Raw genomic sequence first — 14,653 nt, forward strand, 5'->3', positions numbered from 1 at the left:
GACCGGGCGCCTTTACGGAAGAGGGCTGTCCCGCCCCAATCCTTTAAGGAACAGATCGGTGGCAAACCGGGTGGCATTCCTGGCTTCGGCCTCAGCCTCGGCGGGCTTCTCGTGGGCCCGATAGGCCAGGCGGAGGCTGAGTTCGTAACCGACTCCGAAAAACGCCGCGCACAGGTATTCCTCGTCCATTTCAGGCAGTAATCCACGCTGTACGGCGTCCCGGATATCCTCATCAAGCGATAGCATGGCGAGCCCGAGAATGTCAGAGCCGAACAATTCGCGAATGGCGCGATCATTGCGGTGGGCGAGTTCGTACACCAACGGGTCGCTGGCGGTGGCACGAAACAGTGACAGGTAGGCGAAATAGATAAAATCTTCAGCGGAGCTAGCGGATTTCCGGCACTCGGTGAGGTTGTGGTTCAGGCCGCTGAGAAAGTCCGTCAACAGCGCTGCAAAGATGTCCTGTTTGCTGGAGAAATAGTTGTAAAAGGTACCGGCTGCCAGCCCGGTACGGCGAACAATATCGCGGATGGTGGACTTATCGTAGCCGCGCTCCCGAAAGCACTCCCTTGCCGCGTCAAGAATGGCGGCGCGATTGCGAATACGGTTGAACTCCCGTTTGCCGGTGGCTTCCGGTTTTGTGTCTAACATATCCATGTCTGTATCCTGTCCCTGGAACATTTGCACGCGTATAATCCGACGCTCACTGACCTTATGAACGACGTTTTCCTATGTCCGAAGCAATAACTGCCAACGCCGAAACTGTCCCGGCCTCTGAAGCGGAGCGCCGGCAGAAACTGGAACTGAACAAGCTGCAGAAGCGCCTGCGCCGCGAAATGGGGCAGGCGATTGCTGATTTCTCGATGATCGAAGCCGGCGATAAAGTCATGTGCTGCCTGTCTGGCGGCAAGGACTCCTACGCCATGCTCGATATTCTGCTGAACCTTCAGAAAAGCGCGCCGGTGCGCTTTGAGCTGATTGCCGTGAACCTGGACCAGAAGCAGCCCGGCTTCCCGGAGGAAGTGCTGCCGGAGTATCTGTCGGCACTCGGCATTGAGTATCACATCATCGAGAAGGACACCTACAGTATTGTTAAGGAAAAAGTGCCGGAAGGGAAGACCACCTGTGGACTTTGTTCCCGCCTACGTCGCGGAATTCTCTATAATTTTGCGGAAGAGCACGGGGTCACCAAGATCGCCCTTGGGCATCACCGGGATGATTTGCTGGAGACCCTGTTCCTGAACATGTTCTACGGAGGCAAGCTGAAATCCATGCCCCCGGTTCTTCACAGCGACGACGGCCGCAATACAGTGATTCGCCCGTTGGCCTATAGCCGTGAGAAGGACATTGCCCGCTACGCGCGCCTGCGGGAGTTCCCGATCATCCCCTGCAACCTGTGTGGCTCCCAGGAAAACCTGCAGCGGCAGGTGATCAAGGACATGTTCCAGTCCTGGGACAAACAGCACCCCGGGCGCCTGGAAACCATGTTCCGGGCTATGTGCAACGTGGAGCCTTCGCACCTCGCCGATGCCGCCCTGTACGATTTCCGGGAAGGTACCCGCTACTCCACGGGGGCGCGGAACGTAGAAACCGTCGAGCCGCAAACACAGGATTTCGGACGTCTGGACGTGCTCAACATCTGATTGTGCCGGGAATGGCTGTCGGGAGCCGACTCTAGCCGTGCCCGGAATGCATCATCCCGGTGATGGGGATCGTCCAGATACCGAAACCGATCAGCAGCAGCCCGGCAATCTGCCGGAAGTGCTTCTGGTCCCGCAGCTTGCGGATCCAGGTGGCTGCATAACCGGTCGCGAGCATGGAAGGTAGGGTGCCCAGGCCGAAGAACAGCATGGTTGCAGCGGCACTGCCCACCGTGGGTTGCAGGGCCGCCCAGCCCAGGGTGCTATAGATCAACCCGCAGGGGAGCCAGCCCCAGAGCGCCCCCAGGGCAAGGGCCTGGTGGAAATGGTGCACGGGAAGTACGCGCTGGGTGAGGGGGGACAACCGTTTCCAGACCGGGGCTCCGATGCGTTCCACATACCGGATTCCCTGCCACCATTGCCCCATGGAAAGCCCCATCAGGATCAGCAGGATTCCCGCCAGGGTTCGCAGCAGCGGGCCAAGCTGTGCCCAGTAGGCCGCGGCGCTGGTGCTCAACAGGGCAATCAGCGAGGCAATCAGTGCATAACTGCCAATCCGGCCGCCATTGAAGGCAAGCAGCATGAGTGTCTGGCGAAGTCGAAAGCCCCGGCCAACAGGCAGTGCCATGGACAGCGACGCGCTGATCCCGCCGCACATGCTCAGGCAATGGGTGCTGCCGAGCAGCCCGATCAGGAAGGCGCTGGAATAACTCAGGTAAAGTTCTTCGCCCATCAGGATTTGTGTCTATCTTCAGGCTGGTCATCGCCAGAGACGTCGACAGGGCCGGGGCCCTCGTCAGAGGCGGCATTCTGCTTTGGCTGCTTTGCGTCGTCCGGAATCATGTCCTTGTCATCGTCATAGAGAATGCGATGGGCTGGCCCGTCAAGGTCGTCATACTGGCCGTCCTTTACGGCCCATGAGAACAGGACAATGCCCAGTGCCACCAGTATCAGCATGACCGGAACCAGGATCATTACGATTTGCACGGAGCTACCTCGGACAGTTTGAGTGATTCAACATTTACGGTATCAGGGCGTTGCTTCAGCGCCAACCGTTGCAACAGACAATTCCCTGTTACCGCGCGTCCTGCCAAGCCTCATGGCGTTCAGCACCACCACCAGTGAACTGAGTGACATGCCGATAGCCGCCAGCCATGGTGGCACCAGGCCGGCGGCGGCCAGGGGCAGGGCGCAGACATTGTAGGCCAATGCCCATGTCATGTTCTGGCGGATAACCCGCCGTGTGTCCTGGCTGGTTTTCAGGGCTTCGGATAGCTGGGTCAGCTGACCGTTCAACAGCACCGCATCCGCCTTCAATTGGGTCAGGTCGGCGGCGCTGCCCATTGCCACGGACACGCCGGCACCGGCCATGGAAGGCAGGTCATTGAGGCCATCACCGACCATCATGATATGGCGCCCCTGGTCACGGAGTTCTTCAAGGACGCGGAGTTTTTCTTCCGGTGAGGCCTGCCCGATGGCTTCATCGATACCGAGCCTCCGGGCAATCTGCTCAACGTGCCCGGAGCGATCCCCACTGAGCAGGATTGTGCGTAAACCCGCTTTTTGAAGGGCCTGTACTGCTTCACGGGCGTCGGCCCGGGGTTCGTCGTCGAGTGTGAAGCGGGCCAGCCATTCATCAGCGGTGGCCAGCCATATTTCGATACCCTGGGACTTGTCGGTGTCTGGCGGCGGACAACTGACATTGGCCTGGACAAAATCGAGGTGCCCGATGTAAAGCGGCTTGCCGTTGACCTGTCCTGACAGACCACCACCCACATGGTTCAACACCTGCCCGGCGGAAACACTGCGAATCGGGTGAAAAACCCGGGCGATCGGGTGTTCCGAGTGCTTCTCCAGGCTTGCCGCCAGTTGTTGGCATTGCTCTGCGTTATGGGGCCCGAAGGTATCGGTGGCCACCAGGCTGAGCTCACCACGGGTGAGGGTCCCGGTTTTGTCGAAAATGACGGTATCCACGGTGTTCAGGGATTCAAGGGTGTGCCCGCGGGTGGGTAGCAGCCCCAGCTTCCGCAGCCTCATGGTCGCCGAGGTAATGGCGGTAGGAGTGGCCAGGGACAGGGCGCAGGGGCAGGTTACCACCAGCACTGACAGGGTGATGTCAAAGGCGTTGTCGGCACCGGCCAGCCACCAGCCAATCCAGATAAGCGGTGCCAGTATCAGCACGCGACTGACAAAAACGCCGGCAATGCGGTCGGCCATCTGTGCCACTGGCGGTTTTTCAGCCTGAACCCGGTCCAGCACCCGGAGAATGCCGGAGAGCCTGGTCTGGGCACCGGAACGGCGAACCTCAACTTCCAGCGGGTTTTCGCCGTTGATACTGCCCGCATGGACTTCGTCGCCCTGGCTGCGGGTTTCCGGCAGGTATTCACCGGTCAGCGCCGCTTCGTTCAGGGTGGAATGACCACTGACAATCACCCCGTCCGCGGGCAATGTCTCCCCGGGCCTGATGCGGACGATATCCCCGGGGGCCAGGTCGTGGGTGGACACGATGTCGCTGTCGTTTCCCCTGATACGGTTCGCCACCATGGGCTGGAACCCGGCCAGGGCGTTTCCGGTCAGTCCCGCACGGTAGCGAGCCTGCATTTCGATATAGCGGCCGAGCTGTAGGAAGAAGGTGAACATGCAGACAGACTCGAAATAGACTTCCTCTCCGCCAAACACAGTCACCCAGGCGCTGGCGACATAGGCAAGGCCGATGGCGGTTGCCACCGGTACGTCCATGGTCAGGTGGCGGCTGCGGATATCCCGGAGCGCGTTGGTGAAAAACGGTCGGGCGCTGTACAGCACAACGGGAGTGGCAACCAGCAGGCTGAACCAGCGGAAAAAGCTGACAAACTCCGGGGACAGGTCACTGACCAGTTCGAAATACAGCGGAAAGGCCAGCATCATGCTCTGGAACGCGCCGATGCCGGCCACGGCCAGCCGAATAAGTGCGGAACGGTGCTCTTCCTTCAGGGCCTTTTCCGCTTCATCGGCCTGATAGGGGCGGGCCTGGTAGCCCAGTTCGTGGATGGCAATCAGCAACTGGCTGAGTTTTGCCTGCTCGGGGTTCCATATCAGACGGGCACGCTGGGTGCTGTGATTCACGGAAAAGGAAATCACCCCCGGTTGCTTCGCCAGGTGGTTTTCCAGCAACCATATACAGGCGGCGCAGGTGATCCCACTGACAAGCAACGTGGCTTCCTGGCCCGCCTTTATCGGGGATACAAAGGATTTCTGCACCAGTGGATGGTCCAGTTCACGAATCCGGCTCAGCTCGGAGTCGGTCAGTGCCTTCGGAGTGGCGGCAGGCTCTGTTCTGAACTGGTAGAAACCGGTGAGCCCTTCCGTGCGGATGATCTCACAGACCGCCCGACATCCCTGGCAACAGAAATGCCGCAACTCGCCTTCGAGTTTCAGGGTGATGGGTGGCTCGCCCGCCGCCGGTTCGCCACAGTGGTAGCAATCCAAGGGTTTCACCCGCGGTCTTCAGCGCTCGCGCCGAGGGTTAGGGGGCGCTGGGATGGCAGGCTGGATTCGCCTTTTAATCGCCATTTGTTGTCGGGGCCGCGCAGATCAAAGTACCAGCGGCCTTCAATCGACTGATTCAGGTTCGCCGCGTACTGTCCTTCACCGACCGGCCGAAACTGAATGGTTCGGTCCCGCTCCGCGAGTGTCGGATGGAACAGGTTCAGGACAAGATAGGGATAGTCAGCATGACCGCTTGAGGTGTCCATGGACAAGCTGATCCTTTGCTTGTCAAAGGTCATCTCAACGCTCAAACCAAGATCTTCTGCGACCTGATCCCGCGCGATCTCCATGTTAATTCCCCTACCTTCCTTGGAGTAATCATCGGTTACCATCGCGTTATCGGTGTTGAGGGCGACGGTAATCATGACCATGCACCAAGTGATGGAGGCAGCAGGGAAAGCCAGTAGGAACCAGAGCCAGGGCTGACGGTACCAGGGCTTCACGTCTGAATCTTCAGTCATAGTTGTATCTCTCAGTGCCGCCTCCGGATTTCGCTCCGAGGGTCAGCGAGTAGGGCCGACGAACCGGCTTTCAGTTTCAAGGACGAGGGATTCATCGGATTGTGATTCAAGCCTGAATACAATGGCATTGTTGCTTTCCGAGATGTCCTCCGGTGCCACATCCACAACCGTCGGCAGGGACCGGTTTTCGCTGCTTGCCACTGTAATCGTATCTTCGGTCAGCAACCGGATACCTTCCATGCCGGAGACCGAGATCGCGAAGGTTTGCGGTATTTCCGACATGTTGGAAACCTTCAGCGTATAGGTATTCTCGACCCGTCCATCACCGTTAAAGCTGAAAAGTGCGCCGCGATCTCTCAGCACATCCAGTTGCGCAGGGACTCTTGTGGCTATGGTGAATGCGATTGCGACAATCATCAGCAGCAACACCAGCCCGTAACCGAACGTGCGCGGTCTCAGCAGTTTCGAGGTCTTGCCTTCCAGTTCGTTTTCTGTTGTGTAACGGATCAGGCCGCGCGGGTAATTCATCTTGTCCATCACCTCGTCACAGGCATCAATGCAAAGGGCACAGCCAATGCACTCGTATTGCAGCCCGTCGCGGATATCGATACCGGTGGGGCACACCTGAACGCATTGCCCGCAGTCGATGCAGTCTCCAAGGCCCAGTTCCGACGGTTCGATGCCTTTCTTGCGGCTGCCCCGGGGCTCTCCCCGGTTGGGGTCGTAGGAAACCACTCGGGTATTGGGGTCAAACATTACGGACTGGAAGCGGGCATACGGACACATGTACAGGCACACCTGTTCCCGCAACCAACCCGCGTTCAGATAGGTGGCGGCGGTAAAGAAGGCAACCCAGAAATAGGCCCAGCCGTTGGCTTGGAACGTGAACAGATCGGTGATGAGGTCACGGATGGGGTAGAAGTAACCGACAAATGTAACGCCGGTGGCCAGTGCAATCAGCAACCATGCGGAGTGCTTCGCTGATTTCTTGGCGACTTTCTCCATGGAACGGGGCGACTTGTCCAGTTTCATTCGCTTGTTGCGGCTGCCTTCAATGCGCTCCTCGACCCACATGAAGATAAAGGTCCACACCGTTTGCGGGCAGGTGTAGCCGCACCAGACCCGGCCAAACAGGGTAGTAATAAAGAACAGGCCAAAGGCACAGATGATGAGCATGCCCGACAGCAGGATGAAATCCTGAGGGTAGAAGGTGGCACCGTACAGATGGAACTCTCGGGCCGGGAGATCAAAGTGAATCAGCGGTTGGCCGTCCACGGTAATCCAGACGAACAGGAAATACATGCCCATCAAAGCAGTCAGGCTGACATTTCGGATCCGCTGGAAGAAGCCCTTGACCTCTTTGACATAGATCTTCTTGCGGCTGGCATAAAGATCGACAGTTCCGGTGTTTTTGTTGTTGTCGGAGGTGTCAGAGGATGGGTCGATTTGTCTGACCGGAATCTCACTGCTCATCGTTACCTCCCGATGATGTGGCGCCCTTTTTCACAGGGAACTGTGGGGTGGGCGATCTTCTCAAGCCTGTGCCCGCCAGGGCAGACACGGGGTTGAGCAGACCGGGCCGGGACAACCCCGGCCGGATACTCAGTTGGACAGGCTGTACACGTATGCAGCCAGGATCTGGATCTGGTCGTCGGAAAGCCGGTCACCCTGTGCGGGCATCTGGTTCTGACGGCCGTTAACAACGGTTTCCCTGATCCATTCATAGGTGGAGCCATACAGCCACGTATCGTCGGTCAGGTTTGGGGCGCCCATGGCCTGGTTGCCCTTTCCGTCTGGACCATGGCAGGCCACGCAAGCCTGGGCGAATACTTGCTCACCCGCGGCGGCAGCTTCTTCGTCCTTCGCCCGGTTACTGAAACTGAGCACATAATTGACAACCTGGTTCACCTGCTCCGTGGTCATGTTCGGCATGGTGCCTTTGGCGGGCATATTACCGTTCCGTCCCTCGTGGAGAGTAGTCAGGATTGTGTCAGGGTCGCCACCGTACAGCCAGTCGTCATCCGTCAGGTTTGGGAACCCGAGGGAACCCCGCCCCGCTGAGCCATGACAGACGGCGCAGTTATTGGCAAACAACCGTTGCCCCATTTGCATGGCATCGTCGTTTTCAGACAGTTCAGGCACTGGTGTATCGCCGTATTTGGCATAGAGTTCGCCATATCGTGCATTTGCCTGCTGGACTTCAGCCTGCCACTGGTTGGTCGATGTCCACCCCAGTAAGCCCTTGTAGTTGCCAAGGCCCGGATAGAGGGCAAGGTATCCCAGTGCAAAAACGCAGGTGGCAACAAAGAGGTAGTACCACCACTTTGGCAGTGGGTTGTCGTATTCCTCGATACCATCAAAGGAATGGCCCACTGTCTTGTTTGTTTCAGTATCGGTGGTCTGGCTCTTGCGTGTGGCATAGAGAAGCCACCAGCAGCCAAACACGGTACCGAGCACGATCACGCTGATCCAGATGCTCCAGAAGGTACTCATTGCTTTTTCTCCGTTTGTTCCTGTTCAAGAGTACGCTTTTCCATTTCCTCATCGTCGAAAGGCAGATGTGCTGCCTCATCATTGGCTTTCTTGCGATGGGAGCTGTACGCCCACCATATGATGCCGAGGAACATGGCCATAATGACCAGCGAGTGAATGCCGCGTAACTCATTTATATCCATGGGATCACCGTTTCTCTGAAATCACGGTACCAAGCTGTTGCAGGTACGCTACAAGGGCTTCGATCTCGAACTTGCCCTGTACCTCGTCAGCCGCTGCTGCAACCTGCTCGTCTGTGTACGGCACACCCAGCGTTTGGAGTGTCCTCAGCCTGGCCTCGGTTTCGGTGTGGTCAATGCGATCTTCAAACAACCAGGGGAAAGCCGGCATGTTGGATTCCGGTACCACGCTGCGAGGATTGTAGAGATGCTGACGCTGCCAGGCGTCGGAATAGCGTCCACCGACACGGGCAAGATCGGGACCAGTACGCTTGGAGCCCCACAGGAACGGGCGATCGTAGACGAATTCACCCGCAACCGAGTAGTGGCCGTAGCGCTCGGTTTCTGCACGGAACGGACGGATCTGTTGGGTGTGGCAGACGTGACAGCCTTCACGGATGTAGATGTCCCGGCCTTCCAGTTCCAGAGCCGACAAGGGTTCAAGGCCCTCAATAGGCTCATTGGTCTCATCCAGGAAAAACAGTGGAACCACTTCCGCGAGAAAACCACCGCTGATGGTAAAGATGATCAGAACGATCATCAGCCCGAGGTTTTTTTCTACTATTTCGTGTTTCATTGATGCTGTTCCCCCGTTACGCCGCTTGCGCTGCTGAGTTGTCTTGAGCAACGGCTTCTTTCTGACGCACGGTCATGTAAACGTTGTATGCCATGATCAGCATACCGGTCAGGAAAATCACACCGCCAAGGAATCGCACGAAGTAGCCCGGATAAGAGGCTTCCAGCGACTCTACAAAGCTGTAGGTCAGCGTGCCGTCTTCGTTAACAGCACGCCACATCAGGCCCTGCATGATACCGTTCACCCACATTGCAACGATGTAGAGCACGGTGCCGACAGTGGCCAGCCAGAAGTGGACGTTGATCAGGCTGGTGCTGTACATGGCTTGCAGGCCCCACAGTTTGGGTATGAGGTGATAGATAGCCCCGATACTGATCATGGCAACCCAGCCCAGGGCGCCAGAATGCACGTGCCCAATGGTCCAGTCGGTATTGTGCGACAGGGCGTTTACCGTTTTTATGGCCATCATCGGGCCTTCAAAGGTCGACATACCGTAGAAAGACAGGGAGACGACCAGGAAGCGGAGAATCGGGTCTGTGCGCAATTTGTGCCAGGCACCTGACAGCGTCATCATGCCGTTGATCATTCCCCCCCACGAAGGCGCGAGCAGAATCAGGGACATTACCATACCGGCGGTTTGCGCCCAGTCTGGCAAAGCCGAGTAGTGCAGGTGGTGGCCGCCGGCCCATACGTAAGTGGCGATCAGTGCCCAGAAGTGGACGATAGACAGGCGATAGGAGTAGATCGGACGGTTGGCCTGTTTGGGAACAAAGTAATACATCATCCCGAGGAAGCCGGCCGTCAGGAAGAAACCGACCGCGTTGTGGCCCCACCACCACTGCATCATCGCGTCGGTTACGCCAGCGTAGGCCGAGTATGACTTGAAAGCGCCTGCGGGTAGCGCGAGGTTGTTGCCGATGTGCAACACGGCGACGGTAAGGATAAAGCCACCGTAAAACCAGTTAGCCACGTAGATGTGGGCGGTGGCACGCTTCATCACCGTGCCGAAGAAGACCAGCGCGTAGGAAACCCAGACAATGGCGATGAGAATGTCGATCGGCCATTCGAGTTCCGCATACTCCTTGGAAGAGGTAAGGCCCATTGGCAGTGTGATGATCGCCGAGACCATAACAGCCTGCCAGCCCCAGAACGTGAACGCCGCAAGTTCATCGGAGATAAGTCGCGCCTGGCACGTGCGCTGAACCACATAATAGGAAGTGGCAAAGAGCGCCGAACCACCAAACCCGAATATCACAAGGTTTGTGTGGAGTGGCCTCAAACGACCAAAGTGGGTCCAGGAAAAGTCAAGGTTCATCGAGGGCCAAACAAGCTGGGATGCGATCAGCACACCCATGCCCATGCCAACAATGCCCCAGACCAACGTCATGATGGCGAACTGCCTTACCACCTTGTAGTTGTATGTCAGGTTAGCATTTACTGTGCTCATAGCCTTACCAATGGGTTTAGAGTGGGGAAAATATGCGGGCGCAAGTATGGAGAAACGATTAGCTGTTTGCAATGACACAGATCAACTCTGAAACCCTGTCAACTGTGTCTAAATCAGTAACATGGCGAATCTACTAGGGTATTTTCGAATGCTCCAGAGGCTGCTTTGGGTATTCGGATAATGCGCTGCAGCCCGGAACACTAATGATAGTCATAATTTGGAGGTTTTGGTGAATTCTGTAAGTGTTTTCAGGACCAGGGCGCAGGGAATAGTGACGGCACCCGTGCTTGTGCTTGCCCACGGCGCCGGAGCACCCGCTGACTCGCCCTTCATGGAACTGCTGGCTACAGCGCTCTCCGGGCAGGGTGTGACAACGGTCAGGTTTGAATTTCCGTATATGGAACAACGTCGGCGGGATGGAAAGAAGAGGCCCCCGGATCGTAAGCCTGTCTTGCTCGACCGCTTCCGCAAGGTTGTTGCCGAAACCTGCGGCAGCTTTGACAGCGGGCCCGGGCTCTTTATTGGTGGCAAATCCATGGGTGGACGGATGGCCAGTCTGTTGGCGACGGAATCCGGTATTACGGATGTTATCCGTGGAGCCGTCTGCTTCGGTTACCCCTTCCACCCGCCCGGAAAGCCGGATCGATGGCGAACGGACCACTTCCAGGCACTGCAGCGGCCTATAAAGATCATTCAGGGCACGCGGGATCCATTCGGCAGGAAGGCCGAGGTTGACGAGCGCGGTCTGGACGCACTGGCAAACGTGAACCTGAGCTGGCTGGAAGGAGGTGACCATGATTACCGACCCTTGGCGCGACAAAGCGAAAGCAGGGAAGACCTGATCCGGCAGGCTGCGGCAAGGGCCGCGGGATTCATGATCGGCCAGGAATGATTCAGGAAACCTCGGGCTCCGAGTGCACTGTCCGGTTCCGTCCGGATGCCTTGGCGAGGTAAAGCGCCTCGTCGGCCCGCCGGAAGAGTTCCCGCTCATCTTCCCCGTTCAATAGCGTGGCGGTTCCTGCACTCATGGTCAGCGTTACTGGCGTGCCATCATCGGACAACACCGGCAGGTCGGCAATATCTTCAAGAATTCCCTGGCAAACACCAAAGGCGCCCTCAGATGTTGTACCGGGAAGGAGGATGGCAAATTCCTCCCCCCCAAAACGAATGGCTACATCCCGAGGCCTTTTAACATGGCGCCTGAGAATATCGGCTATGTGTTGCAGGCATTGGTCACCGAACTCGTGTCCCCAGGAGTCATTAACCGCCTTGAAGTGGTCGGCATCAAGCAAGGCGATAGTCAGGGGGTGGCCGGTACGCCTGGCCTCGGCGCAGAGTTCGGGTAAAAGGTTGTCCAGGTGGCGACGATTATAGAGCCCGGTGAGAGCGTCATTCAGGCTCAAGGTTGCCAGTTGCCTGTTTGCCTTTTCAAGCTCCCGCATGGTGCTGCGAAGCTGTGCCGTGCGTTCGTGTACCTTTAGTTCCAGTTCGGTTCTGGCATTCTGTTCAACATTCAGCAGTTTCCGGTTCAGAAGCCGCCAGCGCTGAACCATGGCGTAGTTGAGCAGAATCACCTGAGCACCCACTGCCGCCTGCATAAAGATTTCCCGTGCCAGAAAGTCCGCCAGATAACCGAATGCAGCCATTGAATAGATCAGGGCGCCAGCGAGCATTCCCGACCAGGCCATTACGTACCACTTCGCGGGCAAATACCCCTGGCGCCAACGGATAATGCCAATAATGAAGAGGCCGCCAATGATGATCAGTGCAGCTGTGGTGCTTAGCACAATGGATTTGTTGTAGGGCAGCAGGAACGCCATGATGAACAGGCCAGTGCTGGTCAGTGCCAGCCCCTTCAATACCTTGTCAGCAACGGCATTGGCTGGAATTTCAAGGAAAGAGCGACCGAACAGGGTCATTGCCAGACAACTGACCGACATCAGTATGGGAATGGAGGTATTGGCGAAACCCGTACTGTCGGGCCAGAAATACTGATTGGCGAATCCGCCCATGGCGAACAGAAACAGGCCCAGAGAAGCCATGTAAAAGGCGTTATAGAAGTAATATCCGGTCCCGGAACTGAAATAGAGCAACAGGTTGAATACCGCAAAGACCAGTAGCGCCCCGTAGAAGAGCCCGTGTATGAGAGTCAGGTGGTTACTTTCGGCAATGGCTGCTGCCGGGGTTTCCAGTGATAGCGGTACGTTCAGCGCCCCGCTGCTTTGAATTCTCAGCGTGATGGTCTGACTTTCCCCGGCATCAAGCGTGACGGGGAACAGGAAATACCGGTAATCTATGCCCCGCGAAAGAAACGGGTATTGGTCGCCCGTGGTCAGTGGTTGGTCAGCTTGTTCGCCGGAACGCCAGAACGTGACTTCATCGAGCAGCGGGTAGTTGAGTTTCAGATACCAGAGCTCTCGTGTATCGCCGGAGTTCCATACATTCAAGCGAACCCAGTAGACCGAATCGGTGTGACTGAAGACCAGGTCGTGTCCCCCGGCAGGTGTCCAGTCGATATCGGCAGGCAATTCCACAGGTGATTCGGCACTGTGTCCTGGAGTACCTGGAGTAGCGCTGAGGAAGCAGACATGGTTCATCAGTGCTTCCCGTCGTGCCGGATCGGAGGCATCAAGTGAGAGGCAGTGGGGTGTGGCATGCGGATGTGCCGCCATTGACAGGTTCGGGACCAGCAAAAGCCCGATAAATAGGAGCAGATAGCGCAGGTACTGCGGCATTAAGGGGGTTCCTGCCAACGGAAAGTCAGATAGTGTAGCCAGTTGCGGGCTATGTATATGTTAAACAGATTCAAATTTAGGGGTTTTGAGCAGAAGCCCGGTCCAGGTGCCTGATGGAACAACTAATTGTTATTTGCCGTCCCGGATTCGAGACGGAGGCAGGCCGCGAGCTAACCGACGCTGCGGCGGACTTCGGTGTTTACGGTTATTTCGAGCCAGCGGGAAACCAGGGCTTTATTGCCTTTCACTGTCCAGGGCCGGTTCCGGCGGATGTGCTGCTTGCCCGCCTTCCCATTGACCGACTGGTCTTTGTCAGGGACTGGTTTATGGTGCTGGCGGAGGTATCGCTACCAGCCTCTGATCGGGTGGGTGCGGTTATTGACGCCTTACGATCCGTGGATGCGACGCTCCCGGCCTGCGCTCGCGTGGAAATCCGCTTGCCCGAGAACAACAGCGACCCGGATCTAGGTAACTTTGCCCGCAAATGGGTATCTCCGCTGTCCAGGGGGCTAAGGGGTGCCGGCTTGCTGGAGCCGGATCCCAAGGCTGAATCGCCAGCCCGGTTGGAGCTCTTGCTGACCGGCTTTGACCGGGCTATTGCCGGGGTCAGCCTTGCCGGCAATCGCGCGCGGTATGTCAGCGGTATTCCACGGCTTCGCCTGTCGGCTTCCGCCCCCAGCAGATCGGCATTGAAACTGGAAGAAGCCTGGAAAGTGTTTCTGTCTCCCGATCAGGAGCTGGATTATTTGGGGGGTGGCGAGCAGGCTGTGGACCTGGGGGCGGCCCCGGGTGGCTGGACATGGCAACTGGTCAGGCAGGGAATGATGGTGACGGCGGTTGACAATGGACCAATGAATGCCGAACTGATGGCCTCGGGCCACGTAGAACATGTCGAGGCGGATGGCTATCAATGGCGGCCCAGGCGTGGTGTGGACTGGATGGTGTGTGACATTGTCGACCATCCACGCCGAACCTCTGAAATGGTGGTGCACTGGCTGACAACCAGGCTTTGCCGTTATACAGTTTTCAACCTGAAGCTGCCGATGAAAAAACGATACGACGAATGGTTGGTGTGCAGGGATATCCTGGAAGAGGGGCTGGCACAGACAGAAATGAATTTCCTGTTGAGGGCTCGCCACCTCTATCATGACCGTGAAGAGATCACCTGTTTCATTGAGCGAGTGGGTTGATCGCTGTTCAGTTCGTTACTTTAGCTATGCTGAAGAACAGTGATAATCTCATCCCGGTCCATCATTGGAATCAGCTCAGCCATTAGTTCCCGGCGTTCCTCGGACAGCAACCAGCGTTGCCAGTCAGCTTCGGAGCGCCAACTGGAGAGGGTGAAACGGTGGTTGGGGTCATGGGAGTCCACCAGCGCCTCACCGGACACGAAGCCGGGAGCGCTTACGGCACTTTGAAGGACCTTGCGGGATCTCTCCTCGTAGGCATATTCGAGGGATTCGGCAATATGGCGTTCAATCAGCACCCGGATCATTGTTTACCTCGTGTTGTTTTTGACATCTATAAACAATAATTTAGCACGTATTTTCAAAA

General features: G+C 57.2%; 15 protein-coding genes. 3 read left to right on the forward strand and 12 right to left on the reverse strand.

The genetic code is table 11. The features are described 5' to 3' along the window. Positions 1-12: 12 nt before the first annotated feature. Positions 13-657: a TetR/AcrR family transcriptional regulator gene (locus NLU14_RS17470; protein WP_275708910.1), complete on the reverse strand. Its 645-nt coding sequence runs from the start codon at positions 655-657 to the stop codon at positions 13-15. Between the two features lie 74 nt (positions 658-731). Between NLU14_RS17470 and ttcA the strand changes: the two genes are divergently transcribed. After that, positions 732-1,643, forward strand: a complete 912-nt coding sequence (gene ttcA / locus NLU14_RS17475) for a tRNA 2-thiocytidine(32) synthetase TtcA (RefSeq protein ID WP_275708912.1) — start codon at positions 732-734, stop codon at positions 1,641-1,643. Positions 1,644-1,674: 31 nt separating this feature from the next. Here the strand turns inward: ttcA and NLU14_RS17480 are convergent, their stop codons facing one another. The 9 genes from NLU14_RS17480 to ccoN all read right to left on the reverse strand — a co-directional run bounded on the left by NLU14_RS17480 (position 1,675) and on the right by ccoN (position 10,364). Next, positions 1,675-2,373, reverse strand: coding sequence for a sulfite exporter TauE/SafE family protein (locus NLU14_RS17480; protein ID WP_275708914.1), 699 nt, complete (start codon positions 2,371-2,373; stop codon positions 1,675-1,677). Beyond that, on the reverse strand, positions 2,373-2,627 hold the full coding sequence (gene ccoS, locus NLU14_RS17485; protein ID WP_275708916.1) for a cbb3-type cytochrome oxidase assembly protein CcoS: 255 nt from the start codon (positions 2,625-2,627) through the stop codon (positions 2,373-2,375). The genes NLU14_RS17480 and ccoS overlap by 1 nt, the downstream gene beginning before the upstream one ends. A gap of 42 nt (positions 2,628-2,669) precedes the next feature. Further along, positions 2,670-5,117 (reverse strand): heavy metal translocating P-type ATPase, encoded by a 2,448-nt coding sequence (locus NLU14_RS17490; RefSeq protein WP_275708918.1) that lies wholly within the window; start codon positions 5,115-5,117, stop codon positions 2,670-2,672. Then, positions 5,114-5,629, reverse strand: a complete 516-nt coding sequence (locus NLU14_RS17495; RefSeq protein WP_275708920.1) for a FixH family protein — start codon at positions 5,627-5,629, stop codon at positions 5,114-5,116. Before NLU14_RS17495 ends, NLU14_RS17490 begins: the two co-directional genes overlap by 4 nt. 42 nt (positions 5,630-5,671) lie before the next feature. Continuing rightward, on the reverse strand, positions 5,672-7,102 hold the full coding sequence (gene ccoG, locus NLU14_RS17500; protein ID WP_275708922.1) for a cytochrome c oxidase accessory protein CcoG: 1,431 nt from the start codon (positions 7,100-7,102) through the stop codon (positions 5,672-5,674). A gap of 129 nt (positions 7,103-7,231) precedes the next feature. Then, entirely contained in the window at positions 7,232-8,122 is an 891-nt protein-coding gene (gene ccoP, locus NLU14_RS17505) for a cytochrome-c oxidase, cbb3-type subunit III (protein ID WP_275708924.1), read from the reverse strand. Continuing rightward, complete coding sequence (locus tag NLU14_RS17510) at positions 8,119-8,304, reverse strand: cbb3-type cytochrome oxidase subunit 3 (protein ID WP_275708926.1); 186 nt, start codon at positions 8,302-8,304, stop codon at positions 8,119-8,121. Before NLU14_RS17510 ends, ccoP begins: the two co-directional genes overlap by 4 nt. A gap of 4 nt (positions 8,305-8,308) precedes the next feature. After that, a complete protein-coding gene (ccoO, locus tag NLU14_RS17515) occupies positions 8,309-8,917 on the reverse strand; it encodes a cytochrome-c oxidase, cbb3-type subunit II (protein WP_275708928.1) in 609 nt (202 codons plus the stop codon). A gap of 16 nt (positions 8,918-8,933) precedes the next feature. Continuing rightward, positions 8,934-10,364: a cytochrome-c oxidase, cbb3-type subunit I gene (gene ccoN, locus NLU14_RS17520; RefSeq protein WP_275708930.1), complete on the reverse strand. Its 1,431-nt coding sequence runs from the start codon at positions 10,362-10,364 to the stop codon at positions 8,934-8,936. Between the two features lie 229 nt (positions 10,365-10,593). Between ccoN and NLU14_RS17525 the strand changes: the two genes are divergently transcribed. Then, positions 10,594-11,256, forward strand: coding sequence for an alpha/beta family hydrolase (locus tag NLU14_RS17525; RefSeq protein ID WP_338040806.1), 663 nt, complete (start codon positions 10,594-10,596; stop codon positions 11,254-11,256). 1 nt (position 11,257) lies between these two features. On the opposite strand, the gene NLU14_RS17530 is transcribed toward NLU14_RS17525, so the two are convergent. Continuing rightward, positions 11,258-13,099: a sensor domain-containing diguanylate cyclase gene (locus tag NLU14_RS17530; protein ID WP_275708934.1), complete on the reverse strand. Its 1,842-nt coding sequence runs from the start codon at positions 13,097-13,099 to the stop codon at positions 11,258-11,260. Positions 13,100-13,212: 113 nt separating this feature from the next. On the opposite strand from NLU14_RS17530, the gene rlmM reads away from it, so the two are divergent. After that, positions 13,213-14,289, forward strand: a complete 1,077-nt coding sequence (rlmM, locus tag NLU14_RS17535; RefSeq protein ID WP_275708936.1) for a 23S rRNA (cytidine(2498)-2'-O)-methyltransferase RlmM — start codon at positions 13,213-13,215, stop codon at positions 14,287-14,289. 20 nt (positions 14,290-14,309) lie between these two features. On the opposite strand, the gene NLU14_RS17540 is transcribed toward rlmM, so the two are convergent. Then, positions 14,310-14,594: an antibiotic biosynthesis monooxygenase family protein gene (locus NLU14_RS17540; RefSeq protein ID WP_275708938.1), complete on the reverse strand. Its 285-nt coding sequence runs from the start codon at positions 14,592-14,594 to the stop codon at positions 14,310-14,312. Between the last annotated feature and the right edge of the window lie 59 nt (positions 14,595-14,653).

The organism is Marinobacter iranensis, assembly GCF_029207565.1.
GTDB lineage: Bacteria > Pseudomonadota > Gammaproteobacteria > Pseudomonadales > Oleiphilaceae > Marinobacter > Marinobacter iranensis.

Excerpts from the sequence above, each read along its gene's own strand:
- NLU14_RS17470 (WP_275708910.1), bottom strand. The coding sequence starts at position 657 with ATGGATATGTTAGACACAAAACCGGAAGCCACCGGCAAACGGGAGTTC.
- ttcA (WP_275708912.1), top strand. The coding sequence starts at position 732 with ATGTCCGAAGCAATAACTGCCAACGCCGAAACTGTCCCGGCCTCTGAA.
- NLU14_RS17480 (WP_275708914.1), bottom strand. The coding sequence starts at position 2,373 with ATGGGCGAAGAACTTTACCTGAGTTATTCCAGCGCCTTCCTGATCGGG.
- NLU14_RS17495 (WP_275708920.1), bottom strand. The coding sequence starts at position 5,629 with ATGACTGAAGATTCAGACGTGAAGCCCTGGTACCGTCAGCCCTGGCTC.
- ccoG (WP_275708922.1), bottom strand. The coding sequence starts at position 7,102 with ATGAGCAGTGAGATTCCGGTCAGACAAATCGACCCATCCTCTGACACC.
- ccoP (WP_275708924.1), bottom strand. The coding sequence starts at position 8,122 with ATGAGTACCTTCTGGAGCATCTGGATCAGCGTGATCGTGCTCGGTACC.
- NLU14_RS17510 (WP_275708926.1), bottom strand. The coding sequence starts at position 8,304 with ATGGATATAAATGAGTTACGCGGCATTCACTCGCTGGTCATTATGGCC.
- ccoO (WP_275708928.1), bottom strand. The coding sequence starts at position 8,917 with ATGAAACACGAAATAGTAGAAAAAAACCTCGGGCTGATGATCGTTCTG.
- ccoN (WP_275708930.1), bottom strand. The coding sequence starts at position 10,364 with ATGAGCACAGTAAATGCTAACCTGACATACAACTACAAGGTGGTAAGG.
- NLU14_RS17530 (WP_275708934.1), bottom strand. The coding sequence starts at position 13,099 with ATGCCGCAGTACCTGCGCTATCTGCTCCTATTTATCGGGCTTTTGCTG.
- rlmM (WP_275708936.1), top strand. The coding sequence starts at position 13,213 with ATGGAACAACTAATTGTTATTTGCCGTCCCGGATTCGAGACGGAGGCA.
- NLU14_RS17540 (WP_275708938.1), bottom strand. The coding sequence starts at position 14,594 with ATGATCCGGGTGCTGATTGAACGCCATATTGCCGAATCCCTCGAATAT.